The sequence below is a fragment of the Streptomyces sp. NBC_00483 genome, assembly GCF_036013745.1.
GTDB lineage: Bacteria > Actinomycetota > Actinomycetes > Streptomycetales > Streptomycetaceae > Streptomyces.
The window spans coordinates 5,398,822-5,414,451 of sequence record NZ_CP107880.1; the positions used below are offsets into that span (position 1 = coordinate 5,398,822).

Genomic DNA, 15,630 nt, shown 5'->3' on the forward strand with positions numbered 1-15,630 from the left:
GACGGGTGCACGGCCGGTGTTGGTTACACTGCTCGGGCTGCCTCCTTAGCTCAGATGGCCAGAGCAACGCACTTGTAATGCGTAGGTCGTCGGTTCGAATCCGACAGGGGGCTCCATCGAACCCCAGGTACGGACCCTTCCGGCCTGGGGTTTTGTCTTTCAGTGGGTACGGCGCGGGCGGGGGCGCCCGGCTTGGGTGTGGGGCGCCTGTTGTGCCCGGTTTCTTTCGTTCCGGAGCGATGCTGGTTAGATTCGCTCGTTCACAGAACATCCATCGCGCGATCTCACCTTCATCACGCCAGGGGGGCTTGGCTCAATGCAAGGCACGATTGATGGCTTAAGTTATGGAATGGTCACGCCGATCGCGGCGTACTTGACGGCTTGTCTCGGCAGCGCGCTCGGGCTGCGTTGCACGGTGCGTTCGCTCGCGCTCGACCGGTCGCGCAAGCCCGGCTGGCTCGCTCTCGGGGCGGTGTCCATCGGGTGCGGGATCTGGTCCATGCACTTCATCGCCATGCTCGGTTTCCAGGTCAGCGGGGCCGCCATCTCGTACGACACCATGCTGACGTTCCTCAGCCTGCTGGCGGCCGTCCTCGTGGTCGGCGTGGGTGTCTTCACCGTCGGCTATCTCGGGACGCGTCCGGGGCCGCTGCTCACCGCCGGTGTGTTCACCGGGTTCGGGGTCGCCGGCATGCACTACTTGGGCATGGCCGCCATGCGCATGAACGGCTCGCTCTCCTACGACCCCGGCGTGGTGGCGCTCTCCGTGGTGATCGCCGTCGTCGCGGCGACCGCCGCGCTGTGGGCCGCCATCACGATCCAGGGGTTTCTCGCCAGTCTCGGGGCGAGTGTGGTCATGGGTATCGCGGTGACCGGGATGCACTACACCGGGATGGCCGCGGTCGACGTGCACCTCACCCATGGTGTGGATGCCGTCGGTTCCACGGCCATCGGCGTGCTGGCCCTGCTCATCGGGCCGCTCGTCGTGCTCGTCCTCGCCGCGGTCATCGTCATGTTCGACCCGATGCTGATCATGGGTGACGACGAGCCGGAACGCCGTCCTGCCCGGCGGATCGCAGGCGCGCCCTGAGGGAGTAACTCCCGCGTCCAGCCGTCCGGTTGGGCGGCTGGACACGGGAGTCGCCGGCTCGCGTCAGCCTCGTCCCGCCACCTTGTCCGCCCACTTCGCCAGGCGGGAGGAGTCCGCGGTGTGGGTGGTCAGTTCGCGGCGGTCCGCCGCGTAGTACGTGGCGTACATGCCGTGGACGCCGAGCCAGCGGAAGGGTTCCGGTTCCCACTTGCGGACCTTGTGGTTGGCCCAGGGGAGCGTGGTGAGGTCGGTGGGTCCTGACTGGCCGGAGTCCTGTTGGACCAGATCCCGGAGGGTGCGGGCCGCGAGGTTGGTCGTGGCGACGCCGGAACCTACGTAGCCGCCCGCCCAGCCGAGGCCCGTCGAGCGGTCGAGGGTGACGGTGGCGCACCAGTCGCGGGGGACGCCGAGGACGCCGGACCAGGCGTGGTCGACCCGGACGCCGGCGAGCTGGGGGAAGAAGCGGGTCAGGATCTCGTACAGCGCCTCGATGGTCTTGGGCTGCGTGCGGCCGTCGTTGTCCGTGCGGGAGGCGTAGCGGTAGGGGACGCCGCGGCCGCCGAGGGCGATGCGGTCGTCCGCCGTGCGCTGGGCGTACATGTAGGCGTGGGCCATGTCGCCGAGGGTTTCGCGGCCCTCCCAGCCGATGGATTCCCACTGCGACGCCGACAACGGCTCCGTGGCGATCATGGAGGAGTTCATGGGGAGCCAGGTGCGGCGCTGGCCCTTGAGGGAGGCGGTGAAGCCCTCCGTGCAGCGCAGGATGTAGGGCGCGCGGACGGTGCCGTAGGGCGTGATGGCGTGCTTGGGCTTGATCTCCGTGACGGGGGTCGACTCGTGGATCGTGACGCCGAGGGCTTCGACGGCTTTCGCCAGGCCCTTGAGGAGTTTCACCGGGTGCAGGCGGGCGCCGTGCGGGGTCCAGGTCGAGCCGACGGCGCCGGCGACGCGGATGCGGTCGGCGGTCTCGCGGGCGCCGTGCAGGGTGCGGTCCTTCTCACCGTAGGTGAGTTCCGTTTCGTGGAAGGACTTGAGGCGCGTCAACTGGGCGGGGGTGTAGGCGACTTCGAGTACGCCGCCGTGGTGGATGTCCGCGTCGATGGACTCGGCGCGGGCCACGTCGATGACCTCGGTGACGGTCTCGTTCATGGCCTGCTGGAGGCGGACCGCTCCGTCGTGGCCGTGCAGTTTGGCGTAGCGGTCGCGGCCCGCGATGCCGTTGTAGAGCCAGCCGCCGTTGCGGCCGGAGGCTCCGTAGCCGCAGAACTTCTGTTCAAGGACCGTGATCCGCAGGAACGGGGCGGCCTTCTTCAGGTAGTACGCCGTCCACAGGCCCGTGTAGCCGCCGCCGACGATGACGACGTCGGCGCTCGCGTCGCCGGGCAGGGGATCGCGGGTGAGCGGAATGCCGTCGTCCGCGTACCAGAACGATATGCCGCCGTTGATGGTGCCGGTGGTGTCGCGAGGGCCACCGGGGCCGCTGATGCCGTTGCTCATGGCGCGGGACGTTACTGGGCGGCGGCGGAATGCGGGAGGGGTGAGGTGATGGTTTCGTGGCATATGTCGCCTCTGGGGTGATCGCTGGACGAGCGCACGGTGAGTGGGAGCCGGATCGTGGACGTAGGAGCGAGGGTTTCGGCGCGGCCCTGGGTCGCGGCGGTGGCGGTCGTCGTGCTCGGGGTGGCGGTCACGGCCTGTGGTGGTGACGAGGGCGACGGTGGCGGGGCCTCGGCCTCCGTGTCGGCCTCGGCGACCCCCTCCGTGAAGGCTGCCGAGAACGCCGATGACCTGGCGGAGCTGGACGCGCGCATGGACGGCGACGACGTGATCGTCGTGGGCGACGCGAAGGCCCCGCACACGGTCAAGGTGTACGAGGACCCGCGCTGCCCGTACTGCAAGAAGTTCGAGCAGGGCGGCGCCGAGGCGCTGACCGGCCCGGTGGCCGACGGGGACGTGAAGGTCGAGTACGTCATCGCCTCGTTCCTCGACGAGAACCTGAACGGCCACGGCTCGGTGAAGGCCGCCAACGCGCTGCGCGCCTCCGTGGAGGCCGGGAAGTTCCCCGTGTACCACTCGGCCGTCTTCGCGAACCAGCCCGCCGACGAGACCACGGACGCGTACACGGACGACTTCCTGCTGAAGATTGCCGACACGGTCGACGGGCTGCGCTCCTCCGCGTTCGACGGAGCCGTGCGGGACATGAAGTACCGGGACTTCGTGGACGCGGCGATGAAGAAGTTCCGCGCCGACGGGATCGAGGGCACGCCGACGGTCTACGTGGACGGCGACAAGGTGACCCCGGAGAAGGCGATGTACGACGAGGACGCCTTCGAGGAGATCCTCAAGGACGCTGGTGTTCCCGGTAATTGACGGGCCTTGAGGGCGGTGCAGGACTTAGGGTCGCGGGCGTGATCGACGTACCGGTGGGCCTTGTTGAGTCGCAGCACGCGTACGCGGGTGAGGCGGGCCGCGCGTTCGTCGCGGCGCTGCCCGCGCGCGTGGACGAGTTTTTGGAGCGCTGGGAGCTGACGGTCGACGGGCCGCTGATGCACGGGATGGCCGCGCTCGTCGTGCCCGTGGTGGGCGGCGGGCGGCCGGCCGCCCTCAAGTTCCAGGTGCTCGACGAGGAGACCGAGGGCGAGCCCGTCGCGCTGCGGGCGTGGGACGGCGACGGCGCCGTGCGGCTCCTCGCGTACGACGACGGAACGGGCACGATGCTGCTCGAACGGCTCGACTCCGCGCGGATGTTGAGCGACGTGGAGGACTCGCGCAAGGCCGTCACGGTGATCGCCGAGCTGCTCGCGCGGCTGACGGCGGGGCCCGCACCGGAGGGCATACGGCGGCTCTCCGACATCGCCGCGCGGATGCTCGCGGACGCCCCGGACGCGCTGCGCCGGGTGGCCGACCCGGCCGAGCGCGCGCTGCTCGCCGACTGCGCGGCCGCGGTGCGGGAGGTCGTGGACGAGTCCGGGGACCGGCTGCTGCACTGGGACCTGCACTTCGACAACGTGCTGGCCGCCGAGCGCGAACCGTGGCTGGCGATCGACCCGAAGCCGCTGGCCGGCGACCCCGGCTTCGACCTGTGGCCCGCGCTGAACAACCGCTACGAGCCGCAGGAGACGGTGTGGCGGTTCGACGCGATGAGCGGGGTCCTCGGGCTCGACCGGGCGCGGGCGCGGGCGTGGACGCTGGGCCGGGTGTTGCAGAACGCGTTGTGGGACATCGAGGACGGGCGGGAGCTGGGGGCAGTTGACCTGGAGATCGCGCGGCGGCTGCGTACGGGGCTCAGCGGTTAGTCAGGGCGACTGGTCCTGCGCGGCCGGGTGTCAGTGCCGCGCATTAGTCTGCCGCCATGATTCGTACCGCCACCCCCGCCGACGTCCCCGTCATCCACGCCATGATCCGCGAGCTCGCCGACTACGAGAAGGCGCTGCACGAGGCGCGGGCGAGCGAGGAGCAGCTGCGCGAGGCGCTGTTCGGCGAGCGCCCGGCGGCGTACGCGCACATCGCCGAGGACACGGAGACCGGTGAGCCGGTCGGCTTCTCGCTGTGGTTCCTGAACTTCTCGACGTGGCGCGGCGTGCACGGCATCTACCTGGAGGACCTGTACGTACGCCCCTCGGCGCGCGGCGGCGGCCACGGCAAGGCGCTGCTCACGGAGCTGGCGCGGCTCTGCGTGGAGCGGGGGTACGAGCGCCTGGAGTGGTCGGTGCTGAACTGGAACACCCCGTCCATCGAGTTCTACGAGGCGATGGGCGCGCGGCCGCAGGACGAGTGGACGGTGTACCGGCTGACGGACGAGGCGCTGAAGGCGGTGGGTGCCGCGTAGGGTGGCGCGCGGACGCATTCTCTGACTAAGGTCAGAGAATGCGTGAGAGCGAGGACGGCGGCGTCGGCGACGTCGCGCGGGTACGGCGGTTCAACCGCGTCGTCAGCGAGCGCGTCGGCGTGCTCCAGGAGCGGTTCCACGGCACCGAGCGGCCCTACGGGCAGGCGCGGCTGCTCTGGGAGATCGGCGAGGCCGGAGCGCCGCTCGACGTGCGGAGGCTGCGGGAGCGGCTCGGGCTCGACTCCGGGTACGTCAGCCGGCTGCTGCGCGCCCTGGAGGCGGACGGCCTCGTGGCGGTGGAGCCGCTGGAGCGGGACCGGCGGGTGCGTACCGCGCGGCTCACGGAGCGGGGGCGCGACGAGTGGACCGTGCTCGACCGCCGCAGCGACGAGGCCGCGGGATCGCTGCTCGCGCCGCTGAGCCCGGCACAGCGCGGCCGCCTGGTCGCCGCCATGGCCGAGGTGGACCGGCTGCTCACGGCCGGCACGGTCACGCTGGACGACGTCGCGCCGGACCACCCCGACGCCGAGCTGTGCCTGCGCGGCTACTTCGCCGAGCTCCAGGAGCGGTTCGACACGGGCTTCGACCCGGCGCACAGCCTCCTGCCCGACGCCGGTGAACTCCGGCCCCCGCACGGACAGTTCGTCGTGGCGAGGCTGCACGGGGAGCCGGTCGGCTGCGCCGGTCTCAAGCTTCCGCCGGGCGGCGCGGCCGAGGTGAAGCGCATGTGGGTGGCGCCGCGGGTCAGGGGCCTCGGCCTCGCCCGCCGCTTCCTGGCGGAGATGGAGACGCGGGCCGCCCGGCACGGCGCCGGACTGCTGCGCCTGGACACCAACAAGGCGCTCGGCGAGGCCATCGGGCTGTATCGCGCGTACGGCTTCGAGGAGGTCGCGGCCTTCAACGACGAGCCGTACGCGCACCATTGGTTCGAGAAGCGGGTGGGCTGAACGGCGGGGAGGGCGGGGCCTGTTGGCGACTCCTGGGTCAGTGCACCCGGAGTCAGCGCATCAGTCCGTCGAGGATCATCTCCGCCGCGCGGGTGCGGGCCGCCGCGCCGCCGCCCGCGCTCTCCGCGTGCTCGGCCGCGCGTGCCGCGCCGACCAGCAGCGCGATGACGTCGTCCGGTCCGACGTCCGTCCGTACCGCGCCGGCCTCCTGGGCCCGCCGCAGCAGCGCCTCCAGGGTCGCGTGAATCCGAGGTCTGGTGGCATCGGACGTGACGTCAACGCGGATGCCCGCCGCGGCAAGTGCCTCTATGTAGGCGCTCTTTCGACTCGACTCCGCCACGTTCCCCAGGAACATCTCGCGGAACGCGGCGCCCGGATCGTCCGCCGCCAGCAGGCGCTCCATCCGGTCCGCAGCCGCGTCCATGCGGGCCCGGAAGACCGCCTCCAACAGCGCTTCCTTCGTGGGGAAGTGGCGGAAGAGCGTGCCGACGCCGACCCCGGCCGCCTTCGCGACCTCCTCGGTCGCCGCGGACGTGCCGCGCTCCGCGAACACCTTCTCCGCGGCTTCCAGGAGCCGTTCGCGATTCCTCCGGGCGTCCGCGCGCATGGCCAACTTCCTTTCCGCGGGCGTCCGTTGACAACCGGAGTGCCCAGTCCGTAACGTCGGGAACGTAAGGGGAGTGAGGACTCCGATTCTAGGTTCCGCCTTACCGAAGGGGTACACCCATGTCAGGTTCTTCCGCAGCCGCACCCCGTTCCACCGCACCCAGTTCCGACGCACCTCGTTCCGTCGCCGATTCGCTCCGTGCGCTCATCGGCATGGTCGGGAGCGGCGACTTCGCCCCGATCCGCGAGATCTACGCCGACGACGTCGTGGTCAGCCATGCCTTCGGCGTCGGCGAGCACACGCGCTGGGAGGGGCTCGACGAACTCGCCGAGCACTTCGACCGCGCGCCCCTCGACCGCTTCTCGCGCACCGTGCGCGACCTGAAGGTGTGGAGCACCGACGACCCCGAGGTGGCGATCGCCGAATACACCATCGAGGGGCACGTCCACGCCACCGGCCGCACCTTCGCGCACCCCAACGTGATCGTCGCCCGTGGCCGCCGCTCCGACGGCAGGCTCGTCGAGACGCACGACTATCACCACCACGGCATGTTCGCCGCGTTCTTCGGGATCCTGCCTGAGTACGTCAAGGAGTTGGAGGCGGCCGCGGCCTGAGGGGGCGCGCGCCGGTCACGGCTCCAGGACCACCTTGCCCGTCGTGCCGCGTGTCTCCAGGGCGTGGTGTGCGGCCGCTGCTTCCTTGAGGGGGAAGCGGTGGACGGCGGGGGTGAGGATGCCGCGGGCCGCGTGGTCGAGGGCGGCGAGTTCGAGGGTACGCATCGGGTTGTCGCCGCTGGCCTTGCGCATCATCGGCGGGCCGAGGACCTGTTCCTGGGTGAGGCCGCGGCGCGTGAGTTCGGTGTCGTCGAGGAGGTGGGGGCCCTCGTCGGAGCCGATGCCCTGGGCGGACCAGCCGAAGATGAGGTGGTGGCCGCCGGGGCCGAGGAGGCCGAGGGCGCGGGCGGTCGTCGGGCCGCCGACTCCGTCGAAGAGGACGGTGGCGGCGGGGAGGCCGCGCAGGTCGAGGAACTCCCTTGCCTGTTCCGGCCAGTTGGGGTCGTTGTAGTCGAGGGCGAGGTCGGCGCCGTTCGCCTCGACCGCCGCCGTCTTCGCCGGGCCGCCCGCCAGGCCGATCACGGTGCCGCCCGCGTGCTTCACGTACTGCACGAGGAGCGTGCCGATGCCGCCCGCGGCCGCGGGGACGAGGGCGACCGTGTCGGGGGTGACGGTGGTGAAGTTCAGGATGCCGAGCGCCGTGCGGCCCGTGCCGATCATGGCGACGGCGCCTGCCGGGTCCAGGGTCGCCGGGAGTTCGTGGAGGCGGTCCGCGTCCGTGACGGCGAGCTCGGCGTAGCCGCCGGGGACCATGCCGAGGTGGGCGACGGCCTTCTTGCCGAGCCAGGCGGGGTCGGTGTCCGGGCCGAGCGACTCGACGGTGCCGGCGACCTCGCGGCCGGGGATCGTGGGCAGCTCGGGGAGGGCGGGCAGCGGTCCCTGTACGCCGGAGCGGAACGCGGTGTCGATCAGGTGCACGCCCGCGGCCTCGACCGCGATCCGCACCTGACCGGGGCCCGGCTCGGGGTCCTCGACCTTTTCGTACGTGAGGTTCTCTGCGGGGCCGAAGGCGTGCAGGCGGATGGCGTGCATGGCAGCTCCTGGTGGGCGGTGTGCGATGCCGCCCCGACCTGTACGAGCGGCCTGCGCGCCAGTCTTCGACCTCAAGCTCGGTTGAGGTCAAGGCCGCGGGTGAGGGCGGGCCGCCGCAGCGCCAGCGTCGTCGCCTCGATGGCGCTGGTGAAGGAGACCTCGGAGAGCACGCCGGGCGCCGCCACCATGTCGCCCGCCAGGTAGACGCCCTCGCCGCGGTCGATCGCGGGGCGGTCGCGCCACGTCGTGCCGGGGCGGTCGAGGGCTCCTGTGCGCCCCTGGGCGAGGGCGTCGCGGCGCCAGGTCGTGCGCTCGCGCCAGCCGGGGAACGCGAGGTCGAGCAGGCCGTCGGCGCGTACGGAACCGTCCGCCTTGGACTCGTCGGGCGCGATCGGGACCTGGCCCTGGATCAGGCTCTCGCCGTGCGGGGCGAGGGACTTGTCCTGTGCGGTGAACCGTTCGAGCCAGGCCGGGAAGTCGAGGCCCGACACCGCGAAGGCGTCGCCGCGGCGGGTACGGACGGCCAGGTCGATCAGTGTCGTACGGCCGCTGTCCCAGGTCAGGGAGGGGTCCTGGAGGAGCCTGCGGGCGGCGTCGAGCGAGGTCGCGACGACGACGGGGGTGTCGGTGGGCACGGTGTCGATCCGGCTCAGGGTCTCCATGCGTACGCCGAGGTTCCACGCGCGGGACGCCATCCGGTCGATGACCGAGGACCAGCCGCCGACCGGGTACTGGGCCTCGGGCGGCACCTTGGCGGTGCGGCGCAGGCGCTCCTGGACGAAGCGGGCCGAGAGCGATCCGGGGTCGTGGTGGAACAGGGCGACGGCCGTGTAGTTGGCGGCGGCGCGGGCGGCGTCCGGGCCCGCGACGCGGGTGGCCCAGCCGGTGAAGTCCTCGTCCACAGGGGCGCGTTCGGGCCGGTGGCGCAGGAGGCGGAGCAGGGCCGCGGGCGGGGTGCGGCGCAGCGCGCCGTCGCGGTGGAAGCGCAGCCGGGCGCCTTCGAGCGGCGGGATCGGGGCGAGCGGTCCGAGCAGCTCGCGCTGCCGCAGCCAGGTCCAGTGCGGGCCGCCGTTGTAGAGGGCGTGCGGGCCTTCGTGGGTGAGGTAGGTGCCCTCGGCGGTGCGGGCCCGGCCGCCGAGGGTGTGGTGCGCTTCGTGCAGGGTGACGCGCGCGCCCGCCTCCGCCGCGGTGATCGCGGCGGTCAGCCCGGCGAGGCCGCCGCCGATGACGGTGAGGGTGGGGGTGGGGCGAGTGGGGTGCGTGGAGTGCGTGGGGCGCATGTGCGGCTCCTGGCTGTGGGATCGGTTCCGGACGGAGGCGTGATCGGTGCTGTACGGCTGCCGTGCGGCTGGGTGATCGGTTTCGTATGGGTGGCTGCGTGCGTGACCCGTCGTGCGAAGGGCCTTCACGGATACGACGTGCGGGGCGGGCGCGGATGTGACATCGCGCTGTTTGCGCAGGTCACTTGGGGGTGGCCCGGGATTGTCAGTGGGGCCGGGCAGCATGGGGTCATGAGCGACAGGCATGGTGGTGCGGGCCGGGCTGCGGGACAGGCCTCGGCCAAAGGTTCGGCGAAGGTGAAGAAGGCGCGGCGGCCCCAGGTGCGGCTGCCTCCGTTGGCGCCGTGGGCGGGGCGCGGCCTCGAACCCGACGGGGACTACGACGGGGTGGAGTTCCGGGACGTCGACTTCGCCGGGCAGGAGGGGATCGGGGCGCGGTTCATGGACTGCGCGCTGGCGGCGTGCGCGCTCGACGAGGCGGGTCTCGCGCGGGCCAGATTCATCGACTCCGTGCTGACTGACGTACGAGGTGTGGGCACGGACCTGGCGGAGGCGACGCTGCGGGACGTGGAGGTGGTCGACGCCCGGCTCGGCGGGGTGCAGCTGCACGGGGCGGCGCTGGAGCGGGTGGTGATCAGGGGCGGGAAGATCGACTACCTGAACCTGCGGAAGGCGCGCCTCAAGGACGTCGTGTTCGACGGATGCGTGCTCGTGGAGCCGGACTTCGGGGGCGCGCGCCTGGAGCGCGTGGAGTTCGCGGGCTGCGTGCTGAAGGGCGCCGACTTCTCGGCGGCGACCCTGGCGGACGTCGACCTGCGGGACGCGGCGGAGCTGGGGATCGCGCGGGGCGTGGACAGGCTGGGCGGCGCGGTGATCTCACCGGCCCAACTCATGGATCTGGCCGGGGTGTTCGCGGCGGAGCTGGGGGTGCGGGTGGAGTAGGGCCGTCTTCCGGCGTTGCCGTGGCTACGGGAGCCGGGGGTAGCGGGCCTGGAGGTCCCACAGGGCCGGGTTGTCGGCCAGGTCCTCGTGCATGTCCGTGAGGTCGGCGAGCAGGTCGTGCAGGAAGTCCCGGGCCTCGCGGCGCAGTTCGGAGTGGGAGAAGGTCAGCGGGGGCTCCTCGGTCGGCATCCAGTCGGCCTCGACGTCGACCCAGCCGAAGCGGCGCTCGAAGAGCATGCAGTCGCTGGACTCCGTGAAGTCCAGCTCGGCGTGCTGGGGAGTGGCGGAGCGGCTGCCGCGCGGGTCCCGGTCCAGCTGCTCGACGATGTCGCACAGCGCCCACGCGAAGTCGAGCACCGGCACCCATCCCCAGGCTGTGGACAGCTCCCGGTCGGCCTTGGTGTCGGCCAGGTACACGTCACCGCTGAACAGGTCGTGGCGCAGCGCGCGGACGTCCGCGCGCCGGTAGTCCGTCTGCGGCGGGTCCGGGAAGCGGCGGGAGAGGGCGTAACCGATGTCGAGCACGTACGTGATGGTGTCACGGGCGGGGGAGCGGGGCCGCACCGGAGCGGCGGCAGGTCACGGCAGCAGGCGCTGCTCCTTCGCGACCGAGACGGCGCCGGCCCGGGTGTCCACGCCGAGCTTGTCGTAGATGCGGCCCAGGTGGGTCTTGACCGTGGCCTCGCTGATGAACAGGGCCTTGGCGATCTCCCGGTTGCCGAGGCCGTGCGCCAGCTGGGCGAGGATGTCGCGCTCGCGGTCGGTGAGGGTGGGCCGCGGCTTGCGCATATTGGCCATGACGCGGCTGGCCACCGGGGCGGACAGCGCGGTGCGGCCCTCCGCGGCCGCGTGGATCGCGGCGAACAGCTCCTCGGGCCGCTCCGCCTTGAGCAGATAGCCCGTCGCGCCCGCCTCGATGGCGCGGGTGATGTCGGCGTCGGTGTCGTACGTGGTCAGAACGAGGACGTGGGGGCGGTGCCCGGCGGCCGGGGTGTCCGGGTCGGTGGTGAGGCGGCGGGTCGTCTCCACGCCGTCCATGCCCTCGCCCAGTTGCAGGTCCATGAGGACGACGTCGGGCCGGAGCTGCGCGGCGAGCGCGATCGCCTCCTCCCCGGTACCGGCCTCCCCGACGACCTCGATGCCCGCCGCACTGTCGAGCAACGCCAACAACCCGGCACGAACGACGACGTGGTCGTCACAGAGGAGGATGCGGATGGGCTGGGTCATGGGGTGAGCTCCGGTTCGAGTCGGTCGGGCCTCTGCGGCGGGTGGGCAATTAAAGCCCCGCTCTGGGACGAGAGCCGGCGGGGTCCGGGGCAGAGCCCCGTGACGTCGGCCCCGTTGCCCGCGACAGAACTCCTACGGCCCCCGTGGCGACAACGGAATCGCGGCGGAGACCACCGCTCCCTCCCCCGGCGCGGACTCGAGCGACAACGTCCCACCCAGCTGCCGCACCCGCGCCCGGATCGCCGGAAGCCCGTGTCCCCGCACGCCGGAGGCCCCCGCGGGAAGCGCGGCCGGATCGAACCCCCGCCCGTCGTCGGCGACGTCCAGCACGACCTGGTCGTCGAGCAACGTCAGCGTGAGCGCCGCGCTCCGGGCCCCGGAGTGCTCCCGTACGTTGGCCAGCGCGCCCTGCGCGATCCGCAGCAGCGCCGACTGCACCCGGTCGGGCAGCCGGTCCGCGCGCCCGTCGTCGTCGACGCGGACCTGGACGGTGAGCCGGTCGCCGGACTCCCGCGCGGCCACGGCCCGCAACGCCTCCGTCAGACCACGCGCCAGGTCGGCGGGCGCCAGATCGTGCACGAAGCGGCGCGCCTCGGTGAGGTTGTGCTCGGCGATCGACGCGGCCGTGCCGACATGGGCGCGGGCCTTGCCGGGGTCGGCCTCCCACACCCGCTGCGCCGCCTGCAACAGCATCTGCTGGCTGGACAGGCCCTGCGCGAGGGTGTCGTGGATCTCCATGGAGAGCCGCTGCCGCTCGGCGAGCGTGCCCTCGCGGCGTTCGGACGCGGCGAGTTCGCGGCGGGTGCGGATCAGGTCGTCGATGAGGTCCCGCTGGCGCGCGGCCTGCCGTTTCATCTGCAGGAACACGGCGGTGGCGATCACCACGACGGCCGGCGGGCCGAGCACCAGGTCCGGGTCCCAGCGGCCGGCGAGCCGCAGTTGGGCGAGGATGACGAGCACCGCCAGGAGCCCCACCAGGACGAGCGCGGGGCGGGTCGGCAACGTACGCAGGCCCGTGTAGAAGAGCGGTACCGCGCACCACGCGAAGCTCGGCGCGAGCACCACGAGCACCACCCACACCACGACCACCAGCGTCAGCCACACCCGTTGCCCCGCCGTGGCCCGCTCCGCGAGTCCCCGCACGAGCCCGGCCCCGTACAGCAGGGCCACGACCACGGAGAGCGCGATGATCCACGGGGTGCGCGTGCCGTGCGGGTGGCGCAGCAGGAAGCGGGCCAGGGCCACGGCGAGCAGCAGGAAGAACGCGGCGTGCATGACCGTGGTGAGGCGGCGGATGTCCGCGTCGTAGGCCTCGTCGGCGCGTGCGGCCCGGTTCCATGGCACGGTTCCTGCGCCTCCTTCACGGCGTCGACCTGGGCAAACAATCCCATTGTCACCGGGTTGTACGCCCCTGGGGTCAACCGATCGGATGACCCCGATGTCGACCGCCCGGCGCGCCGCCTCCAGCCGGTCCGTCGACGGGTGAGGGGCGGTTCCGGACCCAGGATTGAAGGCAGAGCGGGACGGCAGGAACGGCAAACGGCCTCCCGATCGAACTCTCCTCCCTCTACTCGCACCCTCCCCCTTCACCCAGGAGTCGTTCCCATGCAGCACGCCAAGAAGATCTCGAAGCGCACCCGCGTCGTCACCGGCACCACCCTCGCCGCCGCCATCGCTCTCGGCGGGTTCGGCGCGTACTCGGCGAGCGCCGCGGACGCGGAGCCGGCCGCGCAGGCCGCCGCTGCCAAGCCCGCTGCCGCGAAGGCCGGCAACACCTTCGAGTCCAAGCACCTCACCGTGGGCGCCGCGACCGACGCCGCGGAGGCCGTCCTGAAGGCCGCGAAGAAGGAGAACCAGAAGGTCTCCGTCGCCGTCGTCGACCGCAACGGCAACACGATCGTCGAGCTGCGTGGTGACGGTGCGGGGCCGCAGTCGCCGGAGTCCGCCGTGAAGAAGGCGTACACCGCGGTGTCCTGGAACGCGCCCACGTCCGAGCTGACGAAGCGGCTCGAGCAGACGCCGAACCTGAAGGACATCCCCGGCACGTTGTTCCTCGCGGGTGGGGCGCCGGTTGTCTCCGACGGTGGGCCCATCGCGGGGATCGGTGTCGCGGGTGCGCCCTCGGGGGACCAGGATGAGAAGTTCGCCCAGGCGGGGGTCGCGACGCTCAAGTAGGACACGTGGATGCCGTCTCGGGGCCGTGACACCGGCAACGGTGTTGCGGCCTCGGGGCTCTGCCCCGGACCCCGCGAGTCTCGTCCCAAAGCGGGGCTTGAAATGCTCACCCGGATGTGGAGTCGCACCATGCAGCACACCGAGAACAACCGAACGCTCCTCGTCGCCGCCGCTCAGGGCGACGCCGACGCCGTTCGGGCCGCCCTCGCGGCGGGCGCCGATGTCGAGGCCCGCGACGCGCACCGTCGTACGCCGCTCCTCCTGGCCTCCCTCAACGATCACGTCGCCGCCGCAGAGGCACTCGTCGAGGCCGGGGCCGACGCGAACGCCCAGGACGACCGGGACGACAGCGCGTGGCTCGCCACCGGTGTCACCGGCTCCGTGGAGATGATGCGCGCCCTGCTGCCCGCCCGCCCCGACCTGAAGGTCACCAACCGGTTCGGCGGCATCTCCGTCATCCCGGCCTCCGAACGCGGCCACGTCGACTACGTGCGCGCCGTGCTCCGCGAGACCGACATCGACGTCGACCACGTCAACCGGCTTGGCTGGACCGCCCTGTTGGAGGCCGTGATCCTCGGCGACGGTGGCCGCGCGCACCAGGAGATCGTCGAGCTGCTCATCACGGCGGGCGCGAGCCCCGACCTGCCCGACGGCGACGGCACGACTCCCCTCGAGCACGCCGAGCGCCGCGGCTTCACCGAGATCGCCGGCCTGTTGGGGGCCGTACGGTGAGGCGCGTGGTCCTCGCGGCGATCGCCGTCGCGGTCCTCGCGACCGGGTGCGGCGCGACGCAGGACGACACCAACTCCTCAGCGGATAAGGCGAGTTCCCCCGCCAAGAAGGCTCCCGAGAACCCCGATGGCGCCGAGACCCCCGACGGCACCCTCCTCGTCGCCGACTTCGGCTCCGACACCGTGTCCTTCGTCGACCCGGCCCCCGGCAAGGGCACCTTCGACTCGGTCGAGGTCGGCCACGCCCCGTACGGGCTCGTCGTCGGTGACGACGGTCGGGCCTGGGTCGCCACCGCCGAGGGCGTCGCCGTCGTCGACACGGACAGCCGTGAGCGCGAGGCCCTCATCCCGTACGAGACCGAGGGCCTCGGCCCGGTCACCGACGGCGAGTACCGCGGCGGCGGCATGGGCATCGCCCTCGCGCCCGACGGCGAGCACGCGTACGTGGGGGTCAACATCCCTGACGGGAACGGGGCGTTGGAGACCATCGACACCAGGACCGAGAAGGTCACCGACACCGCCTCCGTCGGCCGGCGGCCCTTCGACGTCGACGTGTCGCGCGACGGGCGCCAGGTGTACGCCACCGATCACGACTCCTTCGACGTCACCGTCCTCGACACCCGCGGCGGCGACACCCGCCGCATCGAGGTCGCCCCGTACGGCACCGAGGGCGGCCTCGGTTCGTGGCTGAAGCCGCACTACGCCGCCGTCCGCCCCTCCGACGGCAAGCTGCTCCTCCCCTTCGAGGGCGAGAAGCTCGTCGTGGTCGACCCGGACACCGGCCGCTCGACCGTCGAGCGGATGACCGCCAACACGCACCAGCACGGCGTCACGATCACTCCCGACGGGACGCTCCTCGCCGTCGGCACGGGGCCCATCGACCCGTCCGAGGACGAGGGGCCCTCGCTCACCATTCGGGCGCCCGGCGGCAAGGAGAAGGTCGTGCCGCTCGACGGGCCGCACGAGGACGTCGCCGTCTCCGACGACGGCAGGACCGCGTACGTCACCGGCGGCTTCACCCGCGACGGCTACTGGAACGGCATCACCGTCGTCGACATCGACAGCGGCGACACCCGCCGACTGGCCGCGGGGGAAAGGCCGTTGGGGATCGCCGTCCTGTAGGCGCCGCGGCGGTGAATCGGCGCGGCGCCCGTAC

17 protein-coding genes and 1 tRNA gene are annotated in these 15,630 nt (G+C 72.1%); 11 read left to right on the plus strand and 7 right to left on the minus strand.

The genetic code is table 11. The annotated features are described in order from the left end of the window. Nucleotides 1-39: 39 nt before the first annotated feature. Both OHA73_RS24185 and OHA73_RS24190 read left to right on the plus strand, forming a co-directional pair. Nucleotides 40-116 (plus strand) — tRNA-Thr (locus OHA73_RS24185). A gap of 200 nt (nucleotides 117-316) precedes the next feature. Next, the gene (locus OHA73_RS24190; RefSeq protein WP_327656101.1) at nucleotides 317-1,090 is read left to right on the plus strand and encodes an MHYT domain-containing protein; all 774 of its coding nucleotides are present in this window, start codon (nucleotides 317-319) and stop codon (nucleotides 1,088-1,090) included. Between the two features lie 63 nt (nucleotides 1,091-1,153). On the opposite strand, the gene OHA73_RS24195 is transcribed toward OHA73_RS24190, so the two are convergent. Further along, entirely contained in the window at nucleotides 1,154-2,587 is a 1,434-nt protein-coding gene (locus OHA73_RS24195) for an NAD(P)/FAD-dependent oxidoreductase (protein ID WP_267069678.1), read from the minus strand. Nucleotides 2,588-2,704: 117 nt separating this feature from the next. Between OHA73_RS24195 and OHA73_RS24200 the strand changes: the two genes are divergently transcribed. Genes OHA73_RS24200 through OHA73_RS24215 form a run of 4 tightly spaced genes read left to right on the plus strand, consistent with a single transcriptional unit; the run spans nucleotide 2,705 to nucleotide 5,866 of the window. Beyond that, nucleotides 2,705-3,460 (plus strand): DsbA family protein, encoded by a 756-nt coding sequence (locus tag OHA73_RS24200; RefSeq protein WP_327656102.1) that lies wholly within the window; start codon nucleotides 2,705-2,707, stop codon nucleotides 3,458-3,460. Between the two features lie 38 nt (nucleotides 3,461-3,498). Continuing rightward, nucleotides 3,499-4,386: an aminoglycoside phosphotransferase family protein gene (locus OHA73_RS24205; RefSeq protein WP_327656103.1), complete on the plus strand. Its 888-nt coding sequence runs from the start codon at nucleotides 3,499-3,501 to the stop codon at nucleotides 4,384-4,386. Between the two features lie 56 nt (nucleotides 4,387-4,442). Continuing rightward, on the plus strand, nucleotides 4,443-4,919 hold the full coding sequence (locus OHA73_RS24210) for a GNAT family N-acetyltransferase (RefSeq protein ID WP_266712559.1): 477 nt from the start codon (nucleotides 4,443-4,445) through the stop codon (nucleotides 4,917-4,919). 38 nt (nucleotides 4,920-4,957) lie between these two features. Beyond that, complete coding sequence (locus OHA73_RS24215; protein WP_327656104.1) at nucleotides 4,958-5,866, plus strand: bifunctional helix-turn-helix transcriptional regulator/GNAT family N-acetyltransferase; 909 nt, start codon at nucleotides 4,958-4,960, stop codon at nucleotides 5,864-5,866. A 52-nt stretch (nucleotides 5,867-5,918) separates the two neighbouring features. Here OHA73_RS24215 and OHA73_RS24220 read toward each other — a convergent pair whose 3' ends face one another. Next, nucleotides 5,919-6,473 (minus strand): TetR/AcrR family transcriptional regulator, encoded by a 555-nt coding sequence (locus tag OHA73_RS24220; RefSeq protein WP_327656105.1) that lies wholly within the window; start codon nucleotides 6,471-6,473, stop codon nucleotides 5,919-5,921. Between the two features lie 119 nt (nucleotides 6,474-6,592). On the opposite strand from OHA73_RS24220, the gene OHA73_RS24225 reads away from it, so the two are divergent. Next, complete coding sequence (locus OHA73_RS24225) at nucleotides 6,593-7,087, plus strand: nuclear transport factor 2 family protein (protein ID WP_327656106.1); 495 nt, start codon at nucleotides 6,593-6,595, stop codon at nucleotides 7,085-7,087. 15 nt (nucleotides 7,088-7,102) lie between these two features. Here the strand turns inward: OHA73_RS24225 and OHA73_RS24230 are convergent, their stop codons facing one another. Further along, nucleotides 7,103-8,119 carry a zinc-binding dehydrogenase gene (locus OHA73_RS24230; RefSeq protein ID WP_327656107.1) on the minus strand — a complete coding sequence of 339 codons (1,017 nt, stop codon included), beginning with the start codon at nucleotides 8,117-8,119 and terminating at the stop codon, nucleotides 7,103-7,105. Nucleotides 8,120-8,190: 71 nt separating this feature from the next. Further along, nucleotides 8,191-9,399: an NAD(P)-binding protein gene (locus tag OHA73_RS24235; RefSeq protein WP_327656108.1), complete on the minus strand. Its 1,209-nt coding sequence runs from the start codon at nucleotides 9,397-9,399 to the stop codon at nucleotides 8,191-8,193. A 231-nt stretch (nucleotides 9,400-9,630) separates the two neighbouring features. Here OHA73_RS24235 and OHA73_RS24240 point away from each other — a divergent pair, with 231 nt between their 5' ends. Continuing rightward, nucleotides 9,631-10,341, plus strand: a complete 711-nt coding sequence (locus tag OHA73_RS24240) for a pentapeptide repeat-containing protein (RefSeq protein ID WP_327656109.1) — start codon at nucleotides 9,631-9,633, stop codon at nucleotides 10,339-10,341. A gap of 24 nt (nucleotides 10,342-10,365) precedes the next feature. Here the strand turns inward: OHA73_RS24240 and OHA73_RS24245 are convergent, their stop codons facing one another. From OHA73_RS24245 to OHA73_RS24255, 3 genes are all read right to left on the minus strand, one after another. Beyond that, nucleotides 10,366-10,866 carry a hypothetical protein gene (locus tag OHA73_RS24245; protein ID WP_327656110.1) on the minus strand — a complete coding sequence of 167 codons (501 nt, stop codon included), beginning with the start codon at nucleotides 10,864-10,866 and terminating at the stop codon, nucleotides 10,366-10,368. A gap of 54 nt (nucleotides 10,867-10,920) precedes the next feature. Then, nucleotides 10,921-11,568 carry a response regulator transcription factor gene (locus OHA73_RS24250; RefSeq protein ID WP_327656111.1) on the minus strand — a complete coding sequence of 216 codons (648 nt, stop codon included), beginning with the start codon at nucleotides 11,566-11,568 and terminating at the stop codon, nucleotides 10,921-10,923. A gap of 132 nt (nucleotides 11,569-11,700) precedes the next feature. Beyond that, nucleotides 11,701-12,843: a sensor histidine kinase gene (locus OHA73_RS24255; protein WP_266718753.1), complete on the minus strand. Its 1,143-nt coding sequence runs from the start codon at nucleotides 12,841-12,843 to the stop codon at nucleotides 11,701-11,703. 330 nt (nucleotides 12,844-13,173) lie between these two features. On the opposite strand from OHA73_RS24255, the gene OHA73_RS24260 reads away from it, so the two are divergent. The 3 genes from OHA73_RS24260 to OHA73_RS24270 all read left to right on the plus strand — a co-directional run bounded on the left by OHA73_RS24260 (nucleotide 13,174) and on the right by OHA73_RS24270 (nucleotide 15,596). Further along, entirely contained in the window at nucleotides 13,174-13,743 is a 570-nt protein-coding gene (locus tag OHA73_RS24260) for a GlcG/HbpS family heme-binding protein (RefSeq protein WP_327656112.1), read from the plus strand. Between the two features lie 129 nt (nucleotides 13,744-13,872). After that, complete coding sequence (locus OHA73_RS24265) at nucleotides 13,873-14,475, plus strand: ankyrin repeat domain-containing protein (protein WP_327656113.1); 603 nt, start codon at nucleotides 13,873-13,875, stop codon at nucleotides 14,473-14,475. Between the two features lie 5 nt (nucleotides 14,476-14,480). Further along, complete coding sequence (locus OHA73_RS24270) at nucleotides 14,481-15,596, plus strand: YncE family protein (protein ID WP_443063119.1); 1,116 nt, start codon at nucleotides 14,481-14,483, stop codon at nucleotides 15,594-15,596. Nucleotides 15,597-15,630 lie beyond the last annotated feature (34 nt).

Excerpts from the sequence above, each read along its gene's own strand:
- OHA73_RS24190 (WP_327656101.1), top strand. The coding sequence starts at position 317 with ATGCAAGGCACGATTGATGGCTTAAGTTATGGAATGGTCACGCCGATC.
- OHA73_RS24195 (WP_267069678.1), bottom strand. The coding sequence starts at position 2,587 with ATGAGCAACGGCATCAGCGGCCCCGGTGGCCCTCGCGACACCACCGGC.
- OHA73_RS24210 (WP_266712559.1), top strand. The coding sequence starts at position 4,443 with ATGATTCGTACCGCCACCCCCGCCGACGTCCCCGTCATCCACGCCATG.
- OHA73_RS24215 (WP_327656104.1), top strand. The coding sequence starts at position 4,958 with ATGCGTGAGAGCGAGGACGGCGGCGTCGGCGACGTCGCGCGGGTACGG.
- OHA73_RS24220 (WP_327656105.1), bottom strand. The coding sequence starts at position 6,473 with ATGCGCGCGGACGCCCGGAGGAATCGCGAACGGCTCCTGGAAGCCGCG.
- OHA73_RS24225 (WP_327656106.1), top strand. The coding sequence starts at position 6,593 with ATGTCAGGTTCTTCCGCAGCCGCACCCCGTTCCACCGCACCCAGTTCC.
- OHA73_RS24230 (WP_327656107.1), bottom strand. The coding sequence starts at position 8,119 with ATGCACGCCATCCGCCTGCACGCCTTCGGCCCCGCAGAGAACCTCACG.
- OHA73_RS24235 (WP_327656108.1), bottom strand. The coding sequence starts at position 9,399 with ATGCGCCCCACGCACTCCACGCACCCCACTCGCCCCACCCCCACCCTC.
- OHA73_RS24240 (WP_327656109.1), top strand. The coding sequence starts at position 9,631 with ATGAGCGACAGGCATGGTGGTGCGGGCCGGGCTGCGGGACAGGCCTCG.
- OHA73_RS24250 (WP_327656111.1), bottom strand. The coding sequence starts at position 11,568 with ATGACCCAGCCCATCCGCATCCTCCTCTGTGACGACCACGTCGTCGTT.
- OHA73_RS24255 (WP_266718753.1), bottom strand. The coding sequence starts at position 12,843 with ATGCACGCCGCGTTCTTCCTGCTGCTCGCCGTGGCCCTGGCCCGCTTC.
- OHA73_RS24260 (WP_327656112.1), top strand. The coding sequence starts at position 13,174 with ATGCAGCACGCCAAGAAGATCTCGAAGCGCACCCGCGTCGTCACCGGC.
- OHA73_RS24265 (WP_327656113.1), top strand. The coding sequence starts at position 13,873 with ATGCAGCACACCGAGAACAACCGAACGCTCCTCGTCGCCGCCGCTCAG.